This window comes from Pseudomonas sp. FP1154 (genome assembly GCF_030687245.1).
GTDB classification, from domain to species: domain Bacteria; phylum Pseudomonadota; class Gammaproteobacteria; order Pseudomonadales; family Pseudomonadaceae; genus Aquipseudomonas; species Aquipseudomonas rhizophila.
In genome coordinates this window covers 2,134,536-2,148,689 of sequence record NZ_CP117465.1, presented here as the reverse complement: position 1 = coordinate 2,148,689, position 14,154 = coordinate 2,134,536, and the positions used below count along the sequence as shown (strand labels likewise).

Here is a 14,154-nt window from a genome sequence, read left to right as displayed (position 1 = left end):
CGCATTCCTTGTGCAGGGTTGAGAAGGTTAGAACGTTACTCCGGCAATCAACACGATGTTGCAATACGGGGAGCATTCTCCCGTGCGAATAATCGCCCGAGCTTGCTTGCTGACCGCCTTGAATTGTTCATGGCTGACCAGCTCCCGCGCCCCCAGCGCGCCATCGGCATGCAGTGCCTCCAGTGTCGCCAGGGCCGCAGGTTGTTTATCGAAAATCTCTTCAGCGAGTACGTGGCTTTCCACCTGCATTTCGCTGAGCAGCACTTTCAGGGTGCTGACAAAATCAGGGATGCCGTGGGTCAGGGCCAGGTCGATCAACTCGACCTGTGGGGGCACCGGCAAACCCGCATCACCGATGACCACCTTGTCGCCGTGGCCAAGGGAAGCGATCAGTCGCGACAGCGCGATATTCAACAACGGCGTCTTTTTCATGATTTGAAAGCCTGTACTTCCAGCAAGGTGGGAATGGAGGGCTGCGCCCCCGCACGGGTGACCGACAACGCGGCGGCGACCTGACCAAAACGAATCGCCTCGACCTCGCTTTTGCCGTCAGCCAAGGCTGCCGCGAAGCCGCCGACAAAGGTGTCTCCGGCCGCCGTGGTGTCCACCGCCTTGACCAACGGCGCCGGGAAGTGCTGGAAACTCGCGCCGTTGGCGAACATCAGACCCTGGGCGCCCAGGGTCACGATCACCTTGCCGGCACCGGCGGCGAGCAATTGCGTCGCGGCCGCTTCGGCGGTTTCCAGAGAGTCCACCGCCAGCCCGCTCAGCACGGCGGCTTCGCTCTCATTGGGAATCAGATAGTCGATACAGGCGTACCAGTCGGCCGGCAAGGGCCGGGAGGCCGGCGCGGGGTTCAGGATGACGGTCTTGCCCAGTTCCCGACCGCGCTTGAGTGCATGCCCGACGGTCGCGTCCGGCACCTCGAGCTGGCAGATAATGACGTCGGCGCTGCGCAGCACCTCATCGAACTGGTCCAGGACATCAGGGGTAAGCACGCCGTTGGCCCCGGCGACGATCACGATCGCATTCTGGCTGTTGTCGTCGACAACGATCAGCGCAACTCCACTGGAGCCGGCCACGACACTGACCGGCTGGCAATCGATGCCTTCGGCCAGCAGCGCCCCGCGCAGTTCCTGGCCGTAGGCATCACTGCCCACGCAACCGACCATGGACACCTTCGCTCCCAGGCGCGCCGCGGCCACAGCCTGATTGGCGCCCTTCCCGCCCGGGATGGTGCAGAACGATTCACCAATCAGCGTTTCACCGCCCCTGGGCAGACGCGGTGCACGGGTCACCAGGTCCATGTTCAGGCTGCCTACTACCACTACTTTTGCTGGCATACGTCTTCACTCATCAATTCGGTTCAGCGGTATTGGGCGAATGTACCTGACAGCGGTGCAGTCGACTCTCGCAAGACAATGCTGGGTGTCACGATGCGCTGAACGGTGGCCAGCCCCGGCGTTGCGATCCGCCGCAACAGCACTTCAGCGGCCATCTCACCGAGCTGCAGGATCGACTGCCCCACCGTAGTCAGCGCCGGATAGACATAACGGCTCATCTGAATGTCATCGAAACCAATGACCGACAGTTCACTGGGCACGCGCACGTTGCGCTCGGCGGCGGCACGCAGCACACCGATTCCGATCATGTCGTTGGCCGCAAAAATCGCACTGGGCGGCCGTTGTTCGAGCAGCCTGGCCGCCGCCTGATAACCACCGGTGCTGGTGAAATCGCTTTCGAGCATGCGTTCGACGGGCAGCTCGACCCCGGCTTCTTTCAGGGCGCGGCAGTAACCGGCCAGACGCATCTGCGCCACGCTGGTGTCCGCCGGGCCACCGATAAAGGCGATATCACGGTGGCCAAGCTCCAGCAGGTGCTGGGTGGCGAGGTAGGCGCCGTGCTCATGATCGATGCGCACCAGGTCCGCGTCGACACCGTCGAGCCCACGGTCGACGATGACCATGGGCGTACGCACGCTGGTCAGCCCCTGGGCGAGACCGGCATCGCCGCCGGCGGAAGCGACGATCAGACCGTCGATGCGTTTTTCCAGCAGCACCCGCAGATAACTGCGCTGCTTGTCCGGGTTGTCGTCGGAGTTGCACAGGATCACGCAGTAGCCGTTGCGCTCACAGTAATCCTCGATCCCCCGGGCCAGTTCGGCAAAGTAGGGGTTGAGGCTGTTGGGCACCAGCAAGCCAATGGTTGCAGTGGTCTTGGCCTTGAGCGAGCGGGCCACCGCGCTGGGCACGTAGTCGAGCTGCTCGATGGCGGCCTCGACCTTGCGCCGCACCTCTTCGCTGACCGGTCGCGTCTTGTTCACTACGTGGGAGACGGTCGTGTAGGAAATTCCCGCGAGCGCCGCCACATCCTTGATCGTCGCCATGGTTCAGGCCCGCCGACTGGCGCGCTGACTGCGGTAAGTATCGAGCACCACCGCAACCACAATCACCGCGCCGGTAATGATGCGCTTGGTCGGTTCGGTGGCGCCAATCTGCGCCAGGCCCGCGGCCAGCACGGAGATGATCAGCACGCCAAAGAAGGTGCTGATGACCGAACCGCGCCCGCCCATCAGGCTCGTGCCGCCGATGACCACAGCAGCGATGACCTGCAGCTCGAGCCCCGAACCGGCGTTCGGGTCGGCCGCTTCCAGACGGGAAATCTGGAACAGCGCGGCCAGGCCGGCCAGCAACCCCATCAGGCTGAACACCAGGATCTTGTATGGTTTTGGATTGATACCCGCCAGTCGCACGGCTTCTTCATTGGTGCCGATACCGATCAGATAACGGCCAAACACGGTGCGGGTCAGCACAGCCTGGGCGATGAAGATCACCAGCAAGGCAATGATGAAGGACGGTGAAATACCGAAGGCGATCGGATTGGATAGCCAGGCGAAGGAATCCCCGATGTAGGCCGTCCGCGACCCGGTCATCTGGTACGCCAGGCCTCGGGCCATTTCCAGCACGCCGAGGGAAACGATGAACGACGGGATCCGCCACGCCACGGTAATCGAACCGGTAACGGTGCCGGCCAGGGCCGCCACAGCCATGCCCAGCAACGCCGCCGGCCCGACGCTCCAGCCCCAGCCCAGCACCGCCACGCTCACCGTCGATGCGGCCAGGGCCAGCACCGACCCGACCGACAGATCGATACCGCCGATGATCAGGATGAAGGTCATGCCGACCGCCAGCACCATGAGGTCTGGAATCTGGTTGGCCAGGGTGCTGAAGGTGTCATACGAAAGAAAATGGCTGCTCAGGACCGAGAACAACGCGATCATCGCCAACAAGGCCCCGGCCAGTCCCAGGTAGGTGCCCAGGCCATAGAAGTTGCCACTCGGTTTGCCGACGGCCGATACGGTTTTCATGAGAAGTCCCTAGGCGCTGCTTCGTTGAGCAACGCATCACGTTTCTGATAGCCGGCGAATGCGGCGGCAAGCAAGTCATCCTGGGTCCAGCTGTCGCGCTCGAAGGTGTCAATCAGACGGCCGGCGGACAGCACGCCGATCCGGTCACAGATCAGCATCAATTCCCGCAGGTCGCTGGACACCACAACCAACGCCTTGCCCTGGCGCGTCAGCTCACCGAGCAGCGCATAGATGTCGAATTTGGCGCCGACGTCGATGCCTCGGGTCGGCTCGTCGAACAGCAATACCGAGCAATCGCGTTCCAGCCAGCGACCGATCACCACCTTCTGTTGATTGCCGCCCGACAGTTCGGACACCAACTGTGTCGGACTGGAGCTGCGGATTCGCATGGCGTCGATCTGTCGCTGCGCCAACGCGAACTCTTCGCTGCCATTGACGAAGCCGGCGCTGGAGATTTCCGGCATGTTGCCCAAGGCAATGTTGGCGGCGATGGATTGAGTCAGTAGCAGGCCTTCGCCCTTGCGGTCCTCGGTGATCAGCGCGATGCCGTGGGCCACCGCATCGGACGGCGAGCGAATGCTGACGACATTGGCCGGCGAACCCAGCGCCACCGTGCCGCTGTCGGCCGCATCGGCGCCGAAGATCAACCGCAGCAGCTCGGTGCGCCCTGCCCCGATCAACCCGGAAATACCGAATATCTCGCCGCTGCGCACCTCGAAGGACACATCGCGGACCTTGTCCGAACGGCTCAAGCCGTTGACGGTCAACGCCGGCGCGCCGATCTGGCGCGGGCCCAGGTCGATGTGCTCGCCCAGCTCCCGCCCGACCATCAGCGTCACCAACTGCTCGCTGTTGTAGTTGGCCATCGGCTCGACGCAGACTAGGTTGCCGTCGCGCAGTACCGCAATGCGCTGAGCCACCCGAGCCAGTTCTTCGAGGCGATGGGAAATATAAATGATCGACACGCCCCGCGCCTGCAGACGAGTGATCTGCTCGAAGAGCATCTCCACCTCACGAGCGGTCAGCATCGCAGTCGGCTCGTCGAGAATCAGCACATGGCAATCGCCGATCAGGTTGCGGGCGATTTCGACCATCTGTTGGTGACCGATGCCCAACTCACTGACCAGTGTGTCAGGGTCGATTGCATCGAGCCCCACCTGGGCCATGGCCTCGACCGCCGCTTTGCGCAGTTGCTTGCGACTGATCCAGCCGCCACGACTGGGCAGGTTGTGGAGGAACAGGTTTTCGGCCACGGAAAGCGTCGGCAGCAGGTTGAGCTCCTGCATGACCATGCGCACGCCCAGCTCTTCAGCCTGGGTACGACTGCCGGGACGATAATCCTGTCCCTGGAATTGCATCTGCCCGGTGGTCGGCGTCACCAGCCCGCCGATGATCTTGGACAGGGTGCTCTTGCCGGCGCCATTTTCGCCGGTCAGCGCCAGCACTTCGCCGCGCATCAACGTCAGGTCGATGTCGCTCAGTACCGGTTGGGCATAGGTCTTGCCGATGCCGCTGACCGAAAGGACAGCGTTCGGGTCGCGAACGGACATAAAAAACTCTCCAATACGCTCGCCAGCAAGGGCGAGCGTCGTTGTGTCGCCAGGATAACTACTGGGTCACCAGCTCGACCGGAGTTTCGATAACGCCGTTAGTGCCGCTGTCGACGGCTTCGCCCTTGAGGATCTTCAGGGCCGTCTCGATGCCGAAAACAGCCTGTTTGGCGGCGAACTGATCGGCAGTCGCCAGGACGCGACCGTCCTTGAGCATGGGCTTGATGGCGTTGATGTTGTCATAACCGACCACTTTTACCTTGCCCGCCTTGCCGGCAGCGCGAATGGCCGATACCGCGCCGACCGCCATGCTGTCGTTACCGGCCAGCAGTGCCTTGATGTTCGGGTATTCGCTGAGCATCGAGGCGGCAACCTGATTGCCCTTGTTGATTTCCCAGTCGCCCGATTGCAGGGAAACGACCTTGATCTGCGCCGCTTCCATTGCATCCTTGAAGCCGGCGGTGCGTGCCTGGGCATTGGTGGTGGTGGACACGCCTTCAATGATACCGACCTCATCACCAGCCTTGAGCTGCTTGGCCAGGTACTCACCCACCAGGCGCGCGCCCTTGCGGTTGTCCGGGCCTACGAACGGCACAGTGATGTTTTTGCTTTTGACCACGTCCGGATCGAGCTGGTTATCGATGTTGATCACGGTGATGCCGGCGTCGACGGCTTTCTTGATCACCGGCACCATGGCCTTGGAGTCGGCTGGTGCGATGATGAGGGCATCGACCTTGGACACGATCATCTGCTCGACAATGCGGATCTGGTTGGCGGTGTCGGTTTCATCCTTGATCCCATTGGAGATCAGGTCGAAATCGGCGGAGTGTTCCTTCTGATAGGCCTTGGCGCCATCTTCCATGGTCAGGAAGAACTCGTTGGCCAGGGATTTCATGACCAGGGCAACCTTGGGTTTTTCCGGGGTCTGGGCAAATGCCGAAGAGAAAGGCAGCGCAGCGGATGCGGCCGCGAGCATGGCGACGGCGAGAAGGCGTCCAGCGAATGGCAACTTCATGGGTTCACTCCGATTTTATGATTATTTTGAGCAAAATCGTTGCACGGGAAGTCGTTCCACAGGCCGTCGCCAAGCATCAACGAAGGCTGCGCAAACGTTTGCGTGAAGGGAACTATGGTAAAGCTTCCGGGTTTTGTCAACGTGCGGATTTCACCGCAAGGCTGGGGATCAGACGGTCGTGTTGACCAGCGCACCCGAACCGGAGCCCTTGGCCAGCTCTGTGATCAGATGGCCAGTGACTTCCAGCAATGCACCGCTGGTGTCGGCAATCTGGCCTTGTATCGCCATGACCGCAGTGGTTTTGGCTTCGGGTGTCGGATAGACCTGCTTCTGCGCAGCAGACAACTGCTGTTGCTGTTCTCTGAGCTGCTGTTGCAGCTCTTGCATGCGTTTGAGCAACACCTGCACGGCAATGCTCTGGGTGCTCCCGCTCTTTTCGGTCTTGCCTTCGGACGCAGGGCTCATGCTCGTACGAACCTGGCCTGGCGCCTGCGTTTGACCAAGGGTCTCATCGGCTGCCTCAGCGCTCGCTTGGCTCAAGGCCTTGAGCGTGGCCGCGGACTGGCCGCCGATGGTGACGGCAGCTGCATTTGGAAAGCCGACGGAAAACGACATAACAAAACTCCATGGATAAGATTCCTACGAAGGCCATCGACTGCTTGAGCGGCTTCTTTAGCTTAATTTTTCCTACACCAAAACGGAAAAAGCGTTGTCAGAGGATTTTCTTGAATTTTAAGCAGTTGCGTAAATGCCTACGGTTAAATACTGTACGCACGTACAGCTCAATAAGGATAATCCTGTGGCAACGCCGTCCGCTGCAACTACCCCCTTAGATTCCTATACTCGCCTCGGCCTGCGGGTCTCGAAAATCATCAACTCCCCCACCGCACAAAAAGCCAAGGCGGCCCTGCTCTTCCGGCTTCCCGAGGAGCCGGTGGATGAGTGGGAGCGCCTGCTGGAAGAAATCGACGAGAACGACAATGTGACCCTCGCCTATCGCGACGATGGCGGTGTGCAGGTGTTCTGGGTTGTGCCGAAGGAAGATTGAGCCTGATGAGTGTTCGTTGTTTTGCTTTATTGCTTGCGATTGTCGCCATGGGCGCGCAGGCCGATGCGCCCCGCACGTTCAGCGAGGCCAAGAAAGTCGCCTGGAAACTCTATGCCCCCCAATCCACCGAGTTCTACTGTGGCTGCAAATACTCAGGCAATCGCGTGAACCTGGCAGCCTGCGGTTATGTGCCGCGCAAAAACGCCAATCGCGCCGCGCGTATCGAGTGGGAGCATATCGTCCCGGCGTGGCAGATCGGTCATCAGCGTCAATGCTGGCAACAAGGCGGGCGGAAGAATTGCACCCGCCACGACCCGGTCTATCAACGGGCCGAGGCCGATCTTCATAACCTGGTGCCCAGCATCGGGGAAGTGAACGGCGACCGCAGCAACTTCAGCTTTGGCTGGCTGCCGGCGCAGACGGGCCAGTACGGCTCATGCCTGACCCAGGTGGATTTCAAGGCCAAGAAAGTCATGCCCCGCCCTTCCATCCGCGGAATGATCGCCCGGACGTATTTCTACATGAGCAAACAATACGGCCTGCGCCTTTCGAAACAGGACCGGCGCCTGTACGAAGCCTGGGACAAGACCTACCCGGTACAGAGCTGGGAGCGCCAGCGCAACCAGAGCGTGGCGTGCGTGATGGGGCGTGGCAACGAGTTCGTGGGCCCGGTGAATTTGAAGGCCTGCGGCTGATCTCGCATGGGTGAACAGCGCCAATCAACTGTGGGAGCTTGCTTGCTCGCGATAGGGGCATGCCCGTCAACGTCAACGTTGGCTGAGCCACTGCTATCGCGAGCAGGCTCGCTCCCACAGGTGTTGTGGCTTACCTGACTGTTCTGCTCTGCGGGGTTTATTGAGCGCTCGGGTAATCCACCACCAGCGACTCGATGTTGCGCTTTTTCGCTCGAACCAGGGCGGCGTTCAATTGCTCCTGCTTCGCCTCGGCTTCAGCCTTTGAATTGAAAGGCCCGACCAGGACCCGGTCCTTGCCATTGTCTTTCACCACACTCGATACAAAACTGTGCTCGATGAGCCAGGCGGTCAGGTCGCTGACCGCTTGCGGGATTTCGCCCCGGACCTCGACGCCCCATTGCGGCGCAGCGGCGGCGCTCGGTGCAGTGGTTGCCGCCACCTTTGGCTTCGGTGTGTCGACGTCACGCCCTTCACCGCATCCTGCCAGCGCCAATACCGCGATTACCCAAGCCAATTTGCGCACAACGTTTTACCCCGGAAGACATGGAGTGGGGATTTTAACACTCAAGCCCGTCAATAACGCCGTAAACAGCGCTCAAAACACGAGAAACCTGCACGGCGTCTCTGTATAGTCGCACCCTGGGAATTAATGCTGCGTCTGCGCGTCAGAAAGAGGCACCCACATTGTGACACTTGGCACTAATCTATAAGCAGTACCGACATCTGCACTGCCTGAATCAGGTGCCCTATAAAGCAATCAAGGAGAACACCATGCTGATACTCACCCGCAAAGTCGGTGAAAGCATAAACATTGGTGACGACATCACGATCACCATTCTGGGCGTTAGCGGCCAACAAGTCCGTATCGGCATCAACGCTCCGAAAAACGTTGCGGTGCATCGCGAAGAGATTTATCAGCGCATTCAGGCGGGCCTTACCGCCCCTGACAAGCCGCAAACGCCCTGAGCCCTGTAGCAGTCCGTAGCCAGCCCTTCTGCATCGTCGCAAGGCTGGCTAAAGATTCATGCCGACTGTCCCTCATCATCCCCGCTCCATCTCGCCTTTGATTTTTTCGTTCATCCCGTCAAACCGATACTAATGACATGGCTCATAGCATGGCTGTCAGACGTTTCGTTTTAATGGCGATGAAGCAGGTATTCGTGGCGGCTCAACCCAGCCCCACGCCGCGAGCCATTCCTGTGGCAGCGACCACCATCAGCACCAGCAACAAAGCTTCAATGTGACTGATCCGCGCAAACCGGCCAGCTTTCGAAGGATCGATCGCACGCCCTTTGCCCAGCGCCATCCGCCATTTGATCAGCGCGATCATCGGCGCGATTTCAAGCAACAGGATCAGCACGAACAACGTCATCTTCAGGTGAAACAGCGGTTGGTGCAGGTAATAGTCCGTGCCTTTTTCAAACCCACCAAAAGCACGCATCCCGCCGGTCACCAGCAGGACCACCGCCGATAGCCCCCACAGGTTGTCCGCCATCAAGACATTTCGAACCGCGTCCGTCCCGCCCGCCAGGCGTCGCAACGCCGTGCCCCGGGTAAGTACCGCCCAGAATGCCAGGGCGAAAGCCAGAAGATGAATTGCCGCAAGAGACCAATGAGCCAACATGGAAGATTCCTGTCAGAGGATGTCGAATCGACCTGACAGTACTAGCTCATAAAACAATGATTGCCAGGATAGGCATACAAAAAACTGTGGGAGCGAGCCTGCTCGCGATGGCGGTGTATCAGCCGACAACAATGTTGTCTGACACTCCGTCATCGCGAGCAGGCTCGCTCCCACAGGGGTATTGCGTAAGGACTCAGTCAGCCAAACGCCAGGTCGTCCCGCCCTTGCCGTCTTCCAGCACCACGCCCATGGCGGTGAGCTGGTCGCGGATGCGGTCGGATTCTGCCCAGTCCTTGTTGGCCCGCGCAGTCAGGCGCGCCTGGATCAACGCTTCGACCTCGGCGGCGTCCACGCGACCTTCGGCACCGGCCTGAAGGAAATCATCCGCCTCGAGCTGCAACACACCCAGTACGCCGGCCAGTTCTTTCAGACGCGCCGCCAGGCCCGCCGCCGCGTTGAGATCACTCTCCCGCAGACGATTGATCTCGCGCACCATCTCGAACAGCACCGCGCAGGCTTCCGGCGTGCCGAAGTCGTCGTTCATCACTTCAGTGAAACGCGCGACAAAGGCTTCTCCACCGGCGGCAGGGACCTTCGGCAGGCCCTTCAACGCATGGTAGAACCGCTCCAGGGCGCCCTTGGCGTCCTTGAGGTTGTCTTCCGAGTAGTTGATGGCGCTGCGATAGTGACTGGACACCAGCAGGTAACGCACGACTTCCGGGTGGTACTTGTCGAGCACGTCGCGGATGGTGAAGAAGTTGTTCAAGGACTTGGACATCTTCTCGCCGTTGATCCGGATCATGCCGCAATGCATCCACGCATTGGCGTAGGTCTTGCCGGTGGCCGCTTCGCTCTGGGCGATTTCGTTTTCGTGGTGCGGGAATTCCAGGTCGCTGCCGCCGCCATGAATGTCGAAGGTCTCGCCCAGGCAGCAGGTCGACATCACCGAGCATTCGATGTGCCAGCCCGGACGCCCGGCGCCCCACGGCGACTCCCAGCTCGGCTCACCCGGCTTGGCGGCTTTCCACAGCACGAAGTCCAGCGGGTCCTGTTTCGACTCGTCGACTTCGATGCGCGCGCCGATGCGCAGGTCTTCGATTTTCTTGCGCGACAGCTTGCCGTAGCCCATGAACTTGGCGACGCGGTAATACACGTCGCCATTGCCCGGTGCGTAGGCATAACCCTTGTCGATCAAGGTCTGGATCATCGCCAGCATGCCTGGGATGTGGTCCGTGGCACGGGGTTCCAGGTCGGGCTTGAGGATATTGAGGCGCGCCTCGTCCTCGTGCATGGCCTTGATCATGCGCTCGGTCAGCGCATCGTAAGGCTCGCCGTTTTCCCGGGCACGGTTGATGATCTTGTCTTCGATGTCGGTAATGTTGCGCACGTAGGTCAGGTCATAACCACTGAAACGCAACCAGCGGGTCACCAGGTCGAAAGCGACCATGCTGCGACCATGGCCGATGTGGCAGTAGTCGTACACGGTCATCCCGCAGACGTACATGCGGACCTTGTTACCGTCCAGCGGCTTGAAGACTTCTTTGCTCTTGGTGAGCGTGTTGTAGATCGTAAGCACAGGGTTTCCCTTAAGACTTGATCACTGACCCCAGGAATCGCGCAAGGTCACGGTACGGTTGAATACCGGAGCACCGGGTTTCGAGTCCTTGATATCCGCGCAGAAGTAACCTTCGCGCTCGAACTGGAAACGGTCTTCCGGCTGTGCGTTGCCCAACGAAGGCTCGGCACGACAACCAGTGAGTACTTGCAGGGAGTCAGGGTTGATGTTGTCCAGGAAGCTGGCGCTGTCCTCGGCCTTTTCAGGGTTCGGCGAACGGAACAGGCGATCGTACAAGCGCACTTCGCACTCGACGCTGGCAGCGGCCGGCACCCAGTGGATCACGCCCTTGACCTTGCGACCCTCCGGGTTCTTGCCCAGGGTCTCGGGATCGTACGAGCAATGCAGTTCGACGATGTTGCCGTCGGCGTCCTTGATCGCTTCATCGGCGCGGATCACGTAGCTGCCGCGCAGGCGCACTTCACCGGCAGGCTCCAGGCGCTTGTAGCCTTTTGGCGGCTCTTCCATGAAGTCTTCACGGTCGATGTAGATTTCCCGCGCGAACGGCAGGACGCGCACGCCCATGTCTTCTTTCGGGTGGCAAGGCAGTTCGAGGTTCTCGACTTTGTCTTGCGGGTAGTTGGTGATCACCACTTTCAACGGACGCAGCACGCACATGGCGCGTGGGGCGCTGTGGTCCAGGTCGTCGCGGATACTGAATTCCAGCATGCCGAAGTCCACCACGCCGTCGGAACGGTTGGTGCCGACCATCTCGCAGAAGTTGCGGATCGATTTTGGCGTGTAGCCACGACGACGGAAGCCCGACAGCGTCGACATGCGCGGGTCATCCCAGCCGTTGACGTGCTTTTCGTCCACCAGTTGCTTGAGCTTGCGCTTGCTGGTGATGGTGTAGTTCAGGTTCAGGCGGCTGAATTCGTACTGGCGCGGCTGAGCCGGCACCGGCAGGTGCTCCAGGAACCACTCGTACAAAGGACGATGGCTTTCGAATTCCAGGGTGCAGATCGAGTGGGTGATGCCTTCGATGGCGTCCGACTGACCGTGGGTGAAGTCATAGTTGGGGTAGATGCACCATTTGTCGCCGGTCTGGTGGTGATGGGCGTGACGGATGCGGTACATGATCGGGTCGCGCAGGTTCATGTTCGGCGAGGCCATGTCGATCTTGGCACGCAGCACCCGTGCGCCGTCCGGGAACTCGCCGCCGCGCATGCGGGCGAACAGGTCCAGGTTCTCCTCGACGCTGCGATCACGGAACGGGCTGTTCTTGCCCGGCTCGGTCAGGCTGCCACGGTATTCCTTGGCCTGCTCGGGGGTCAGGTCGCACACGTAGGCCTTGCCAGCCTTGATCAGCTCCACCGCCCAGTCGTGCAACTGGTCGAAATACTGCGAGGCATAGCGCACCTCACCGGCCCATTCAAAGCCCAGCCATTTAACGTCGCTTTCGATCGCGTCGATGTACTCCTGGTCTTCCTTGGCCGGGTTGGTGTCGTCGAAACGCAAGTGCGTGACGCCGCCAAACTCCTGGGCCAGACCGAAGTTCACGCAAATCGACTTGGCGTGACCGATGTGCAGGTAGCCATTGGGCTCCGGCGGAAAACGGGTGACGATCTGCGTGTGCTTACCCGAATCCAGGTCCGCCTGGATGATCGGGCGCAGGAAATTGACCGGCACGGCCGGGCCGGTCTTGGAATTCGAGGTAGGGTCGACAGTGGGCTTGCTCATAGGATCCTTGAACGTACAAGTGCGCGGCCGGGTGCGGCCTGATAAATCAAAGCCCGTATCATAGCCGATGCTGTCAAGCACCTGACAGGCCAGGTCGGTAAACGATTGAATTTAATCGACGACCCGATGAAAAACAGCCTCGAAAAACCCGCTCGGCGCGCTAAACTGCCCAGCCTGGCCGATTACAGCCAGACCGGTTGCGGGCAGCAAAGCCCCGAAACCCACGAATTCCTTGAAAGAGTAGCGATCATGACTCAAGTCAAACTGACCACCAACCACGGCGACATCGTCCTGGAACTGAACGCCGAGAAGGCACCGATCACCGTTGCCAACTTCGTTGAATACGTCAAGGCCGGCCACTACGAAAACACCGTTTTCCACCGTGTCATCGGTAACTTCATGATCCAGGGCGGCGGTTTCGAGCCAGGCATGAAAGAAAAGAAAGACAAGCGCCCAAGCATCCAGAACGAAGCCGACAATGGTCTGGCGAACGAGAAGTACAGCGTCGCCATGGCCCGCACCATGGAACCGCATTCGGCTTCCGCGCAGTTCTTCATCAACGTGGCCGACAACAGCTTCCTGAACCACAGCAGCAAGACCACCCAGGGCTGGGGTTACGCGGTGTTCGGCAAAGTGGTTGAAGGCACCGACGTGGTCGACAAGATCAAAGGCGTTTCCACCACGTCCAAGGCCGGCCACCAGGACGTGCCAGCAGAAGACGTGATCATCGAGAAAGCCGAGATCATTGAGTGATACTGCTGATTTCAGATTTGCATCTGGAAGAGGAGCGCCCGGACATTACCCGGGCGTTTCTGGATTTGATCGCCACACGCGCCCGCTCGGCGCAAGCGTTGTACATCCTGGGCGACTTTTTTGAAGCCTGGATCGGCGACGATGCCATGACGCCGTTCCAGCGTTCCATCTGCCAGGCCCTGCGCGAATTGAGCGACAGCGGCACGGCCATTTTCCTGATGCACGGCAATCGTGACTTCATGCTCGGGCAAGCCTTCTGCAAAGCGGCCGGCTGCACCCTGCTCAAGGACCCCAGTGTCGTGCAGTTCAACGGCGAACCGGTGCTGCTGATGCACGGCGACAGCCTCTGCACCCGCGACGAAGGCTACATGAAGTTGCGGCGCTGGCTGCGCAACCCGGTCACGCTGTTCATCCTGCGTCACCTGCCATTGGCCAGTCGCCAGAAACTGGCGCGCAAACTGCGCAGCGAAAGCCGCACGCAGACGCGAATGAAAGCCAATGACATCGTCGACGTCACGCCCGAAGAGATCCCGCGGATCATGCAGGAATACGGCGTGAAGACCTTGATCCACGGCCACACCCACCGCCCCGCTATCCATAAGCTGCAACTGGGCGAACACGCCGCCCGGCGCATTGTGCTGGGGGATTGGGACAAGCAAGGCTGGGCGTTGCAGGTGGATGAGCAAGGGTTTGCCTTGGCGCCGTTTGGTTTTGGCAATGCGCAGTTGGCGTTGCCAAGCAACTGAAGAACGCAGATATCCCTTGTGGGAGCAAAGCTTGCTCGCGATGCAGGCGACACGGTTCCAC

At 60.3% G+C, this 14,154-nt stretch carries 16 protein-coding genes; 5 read left to right on the top strand and 11 right to left on the bottom strand.

Going from position 1 to position 14,154, the window contains the following annotated elements; genetic code table 11:
• Window positions 1–27: 27 nt before the first annotated feature.
• The 7 genes from rbsD to PSH91_RS09775 all read right to left on the bottom strand — a co-directional run bounded on the left by rbsD (window position 28) and on the right by PSH91_RS09775 (window position 6,547).
• Complete coding sequence (gene rbsD / locus PSH91_RS09805) at window positions 28–432, bottom strand: D-ribose pyranase (protein ID WP_281459385.1); 405 nt, start codon at window positions 430–432, stop codon at window positions 28–30.
• Window positions 429–1,343 carry a ribokinase gene (gene rbsK, locus PSH91_RS09800; RefSeq protein ID WP_305468043.1) on the bottom strand — a complete coding sequence of 305 codons (915 nt, stop codon included), beginning with the start codon at window positions 1,341–1,343 and terminating at the stop codon, window positions 429–431. Before rbsK ends, rbsD begins: the two co-directional genes overlap by 4 nt.
• 23 nt (window positions 1,344–1,366) lie before the next feature.
• Window positions 1,367–2,386, bottom strand: a complete 1,020-nt coding sequence (locus PSH91_RS09795) for a LacI family DNA-binding transcriptional regulator (protein WP_305468041.1) — start codon at window positions 2,384–2,386, stop codon at window positions 1,367–1,369.
• A gap of 3 nt (window positions 2,387–2,389) precedes the next feature.
• Window positions 2,390–3,367 (bottom strand): ABC transporter permease, encoded by a 978-nt coding sequence (locus PSH91_RS09790; protein WP_076385532.1) that lies wholly within the window; start codon window positions 3,365–3,367, stop codon window positions 2,390–2,392.
• Window positions 3,364–4,917: a sugar ABC transporter ATP-binding protein gene (locus PSH91_RS09785; RefSeq protein WP_047229321.1), complete on the bottom strand. Its 1,554-nt coding sequence runs from the start codon at window positions 4,915–4,917 to the stop codon at window positions 3,364–3,366. Before PSH91_RS09785 ends, PSH91_RS09790 begins: the two co-directional genes overlap by 4 nt.
• Before the next feature lie 58 nt (window positions 4,918–4,975).
• Entirely contained in the window at window positions 4,976–5,932 is a 957-nt protein-coding gene (locus tag PSH91_RS09780) for a sugar ABC transporter substrate-binding protein (RefSeq protein ID WP_047229320.1), read from the bottom strand.
• 168 nt (window positions 5,933–6,100) lie between these two features.
• The gene (locus tag PSH91_RS09775; RefSeq protein ID WP_047229319.1) at window positions 6,101–6,547 is read right to left on the bottom strand and encodes a hypothetical protein; all 447 of its coding nucleotides are present in this window, start codon (window positions 6,545–6,547) and stop codon (window positions 6,101–6,103) included.
• Window positions 6,548–6,680: 133 nt separating this feature from the next.
• Between PSH91_RS09775 and PSH91_RS09770 the strand changes: the two genes are divergently transcribed.
• Together PSH91_RS09770 and PSH91_RS09765 are read left to right on the top strand one after the other, a co-directional pair.
• Window positions 6,681–6,980: a DUF1654 domain-containing protein gene (locus PSH91_RS09770; protein ID WP_047229318.1), complete on the top strand. Its 300-nt coding sequence runs from the start codon at window positions 6,681–6,683 to the stop codon at window positions 6,978–6,980.
• A 5-nt stretch (window positions 6,981–6,985) separates the two neighbouring features.
• Window positions 6,986–7,675: an endonuclease gene (locus PSH91_RS09765; protein WP_047229317.1), complete on the top strand. Its 690-nt coding sequence runs from the start codon at window positions 6,986–6,988 to the stop codon at window positions 7,673–7,675.
• A gap of 157 nt (window positions 7,676–7,832) precedes the next feature.
• Here PSH91_RS09765 and PSH91_RS09760 read toward each other — a convergent pair whose 3' ends face one another.
• The gene (locus PSH91_RS09760) at window positions 7,833–8,198 is read right to left on the bottom strand and encodes an SPOR domain-containing protein (protein WP_047229316.1); all 366 of its coding nucleotides are present in this window, start codon (window positions 8,196–8,198) and stop codon (window positions 7,833–7,835) included.
• A 248-nt stretch (window positions 8,199–8,446) separates the two neighbouring features.
• Here PSH91_RS09760 and csrA point away from each other — a divergent pair, with 248 nt between their 5' ends.
• Window positions 8,447–8,641, top strand: coding sequence for a carbon storage regulator CsrA (csrA, locus tag PSH91_RS09755; protein ID WP_003179932.1), 195 nt, complete (start codon window positions 8,447–8,449; stop codon window positions 8,639–8,641).
• A 202-nt stretch (window positions 8,642–8,843) separates the two neighbouring features.
• Here the strand turns inward: csrA and PSH91_RS09750 are convergent, their stop codons facing one another.
• The 3 genes from PSH91_RS09750 to PSH91_RS09740 form a co-directional block, all read right to left on the bottom strand.
• Window positions 8,844–9,299, bottom strand: coding sequence for a DUF2214 family protein (locus PSH91_RS09750; RefSeq protein WP_305468038.1), 456 nt, complete (start codon window positions 9,297–9,299; stop codon window positions 8,844–8,846).
• A gap of 193 nt (window positions 9,300–9,492) precedes the next feature.
• On the bottom strand, window positions 9,493–10,875 hold the full coding sequence (cysS, locus tag PSH91_RS09745; protein ID WP_047229314.1) for a cysteine--tRNA ligase: 1,383 nt from the start codon (window positions 10,873–10,875) through the stop codon (window positions 9,493–9,495).
• 21 nt (window positions 10,876–10,896) lie between these two features.
• Window positions 10,897–12,594 (bottom strand): glutamine--tRNA ligase/YqeY domain fusion protein, encoded by a 1,698-nt coding sequence (locus PSH91_RS09740; RefSeq protein WP_076385540.1) that lies wholly within the window; start codon window positions 12,592–12,594, stop codon window positions 10,897–10,899.
• Window positions 12,595–12,843: 249 nt separating this feature from the next.
• On the opposite strand from PSH91_RS09740, the gene PSH91_RS09735 reads away from it, so the two are divergent.
• Together PSH91_RS09735 and lpxH are read left to right on the top strand one after the other, a co-directional pair.
• The gene (locus tag PSH91_RS09735) at window positions 12,844–13,347 is read left to right on the top strand and encodes a peptidylprolyl isomerase (protein ID WP_047229369.1); all 504 of its coding nucleotides are present in this window, start codon (window positions 12,844–12,846) and stop codon (window positions 13,345–13,347) included.
• Window positions 13,344–14,093, top strand: a complete 750-nt coding sequence (gene lpxH / locus PSH91_RS09730; RefSeq protein ID WP_160892977.1) for a UDP-2,3-diacylglucosamine diphosphatase — start codon at window positions 13,344–13,346, stop codon at window positions 14,091–14,093. The genes PSH91_RS09735 and lpxH overlap by 4 nt, the downstream gene beginning before the upstream one ends.
• The last annotated feature ends 61 nt before the right edge of the window (window positions 14,094–14,154 follow it).

What these genes read in the sequence shown, in the direction of transcription:
- rbsD (WP_281459385.1), bottom strand. Translation starts at nt 432, where the DNA reads ATGAAAAAGACGCCGTTGTTGAATATCGCGCTGTCGCGACTGATCGCT.
- rbsK (WP_305468043.1), bottom strand. Translation starts at nt 1,343, where the DNA reads ATGCCAGCAAAAGTAGTGGTAGTAGGCAGCCTGAACATGGACCTGGTG.
- PSH91_RS09795 (WP_305468041.1), bottom strand. Translation starts at nt 2,386, where the DNA reads ATGGCGACGATCAAGGATGTGGCGGCGCTCGCGGGAATTTCCTACACG.
- PSH91_RS09790 (WP_076385532.1), bottom strand. Translation starts at nt 3,367, where the DNA reads ATGAAAACCGTATCGGCCGTCGGCAAACCGAGTGGCAACTTCTATGGC.
- PSH91_RS09785 (WP_047229321.1), bottom strand. Translation starts at nt 4,917, where the DNA reads ATGTCCGTTCGCGACCCGAACGCTGTCCTTTCGGTCAGCGGCATCGGC.
- PSH91_RS09780 (WP_047229320.1), bottom strand. Translation starts at nt 5,932, where the DNA reads ATGAAGTTGCCATTCGCTGGACGCCTTCTCGCCGTCGCCATGCTCGCG.
- PSH91_RS09775 (WP_047229319.1), bottom strand. Translation starts at nt 6,547, where the DNA reads ATGTCGTTTTCCGTCGGCTTTCCAAATGCAGCTGCCGTCACCATCGGC.
- PSH91_RS09770 (WP_047229318.1), top strand. Translation starts at nt 6,681, where the DNA reads ATGCCTACGGTTAAATACTGTACGCACGTACAGCTCAATAAGGATAAT.
- PSH91_RS09765 (WP_047229317.1), top strand. Translation starts at nt 6,986, where the DNA reads ATGAGTGTTCGTTGTTTTGCTTTATTGCTTGCGATTGTCGCCATGGGC.
- csrA (WP_003179932.1), top strand. Translation starts at nt 8,447, where the DNA reads ATGCTGATACTCACCCGCAAAGTCGGTGAAAGCATAAACATTGGTGAC.
- PSH91_RS09750 (WP_305468038.1), bottom strand. Translation starts at nt 9,299, where the DNA reads ATGTTGGCTCATTGGTCTCTTGCGGCAATTCATCTTCTGGCTTTCGCC.
- PSH91_RS09740 (WP_076385540.1), bottom strand. Translation starts at nt 12,594, where the DNA reads ATGAGCAAGCCCACTGTCGACCCTACCTCGAATTCCAAGACCGGCCCG.
- PSH91_RS09735 (WP_047229369.1), top strand. Translation starts at nt 12,844, where the DNA reads ATGACTCAAGTCAAACTGACCACCAACCACGGCGACATCGTCCTGGAA.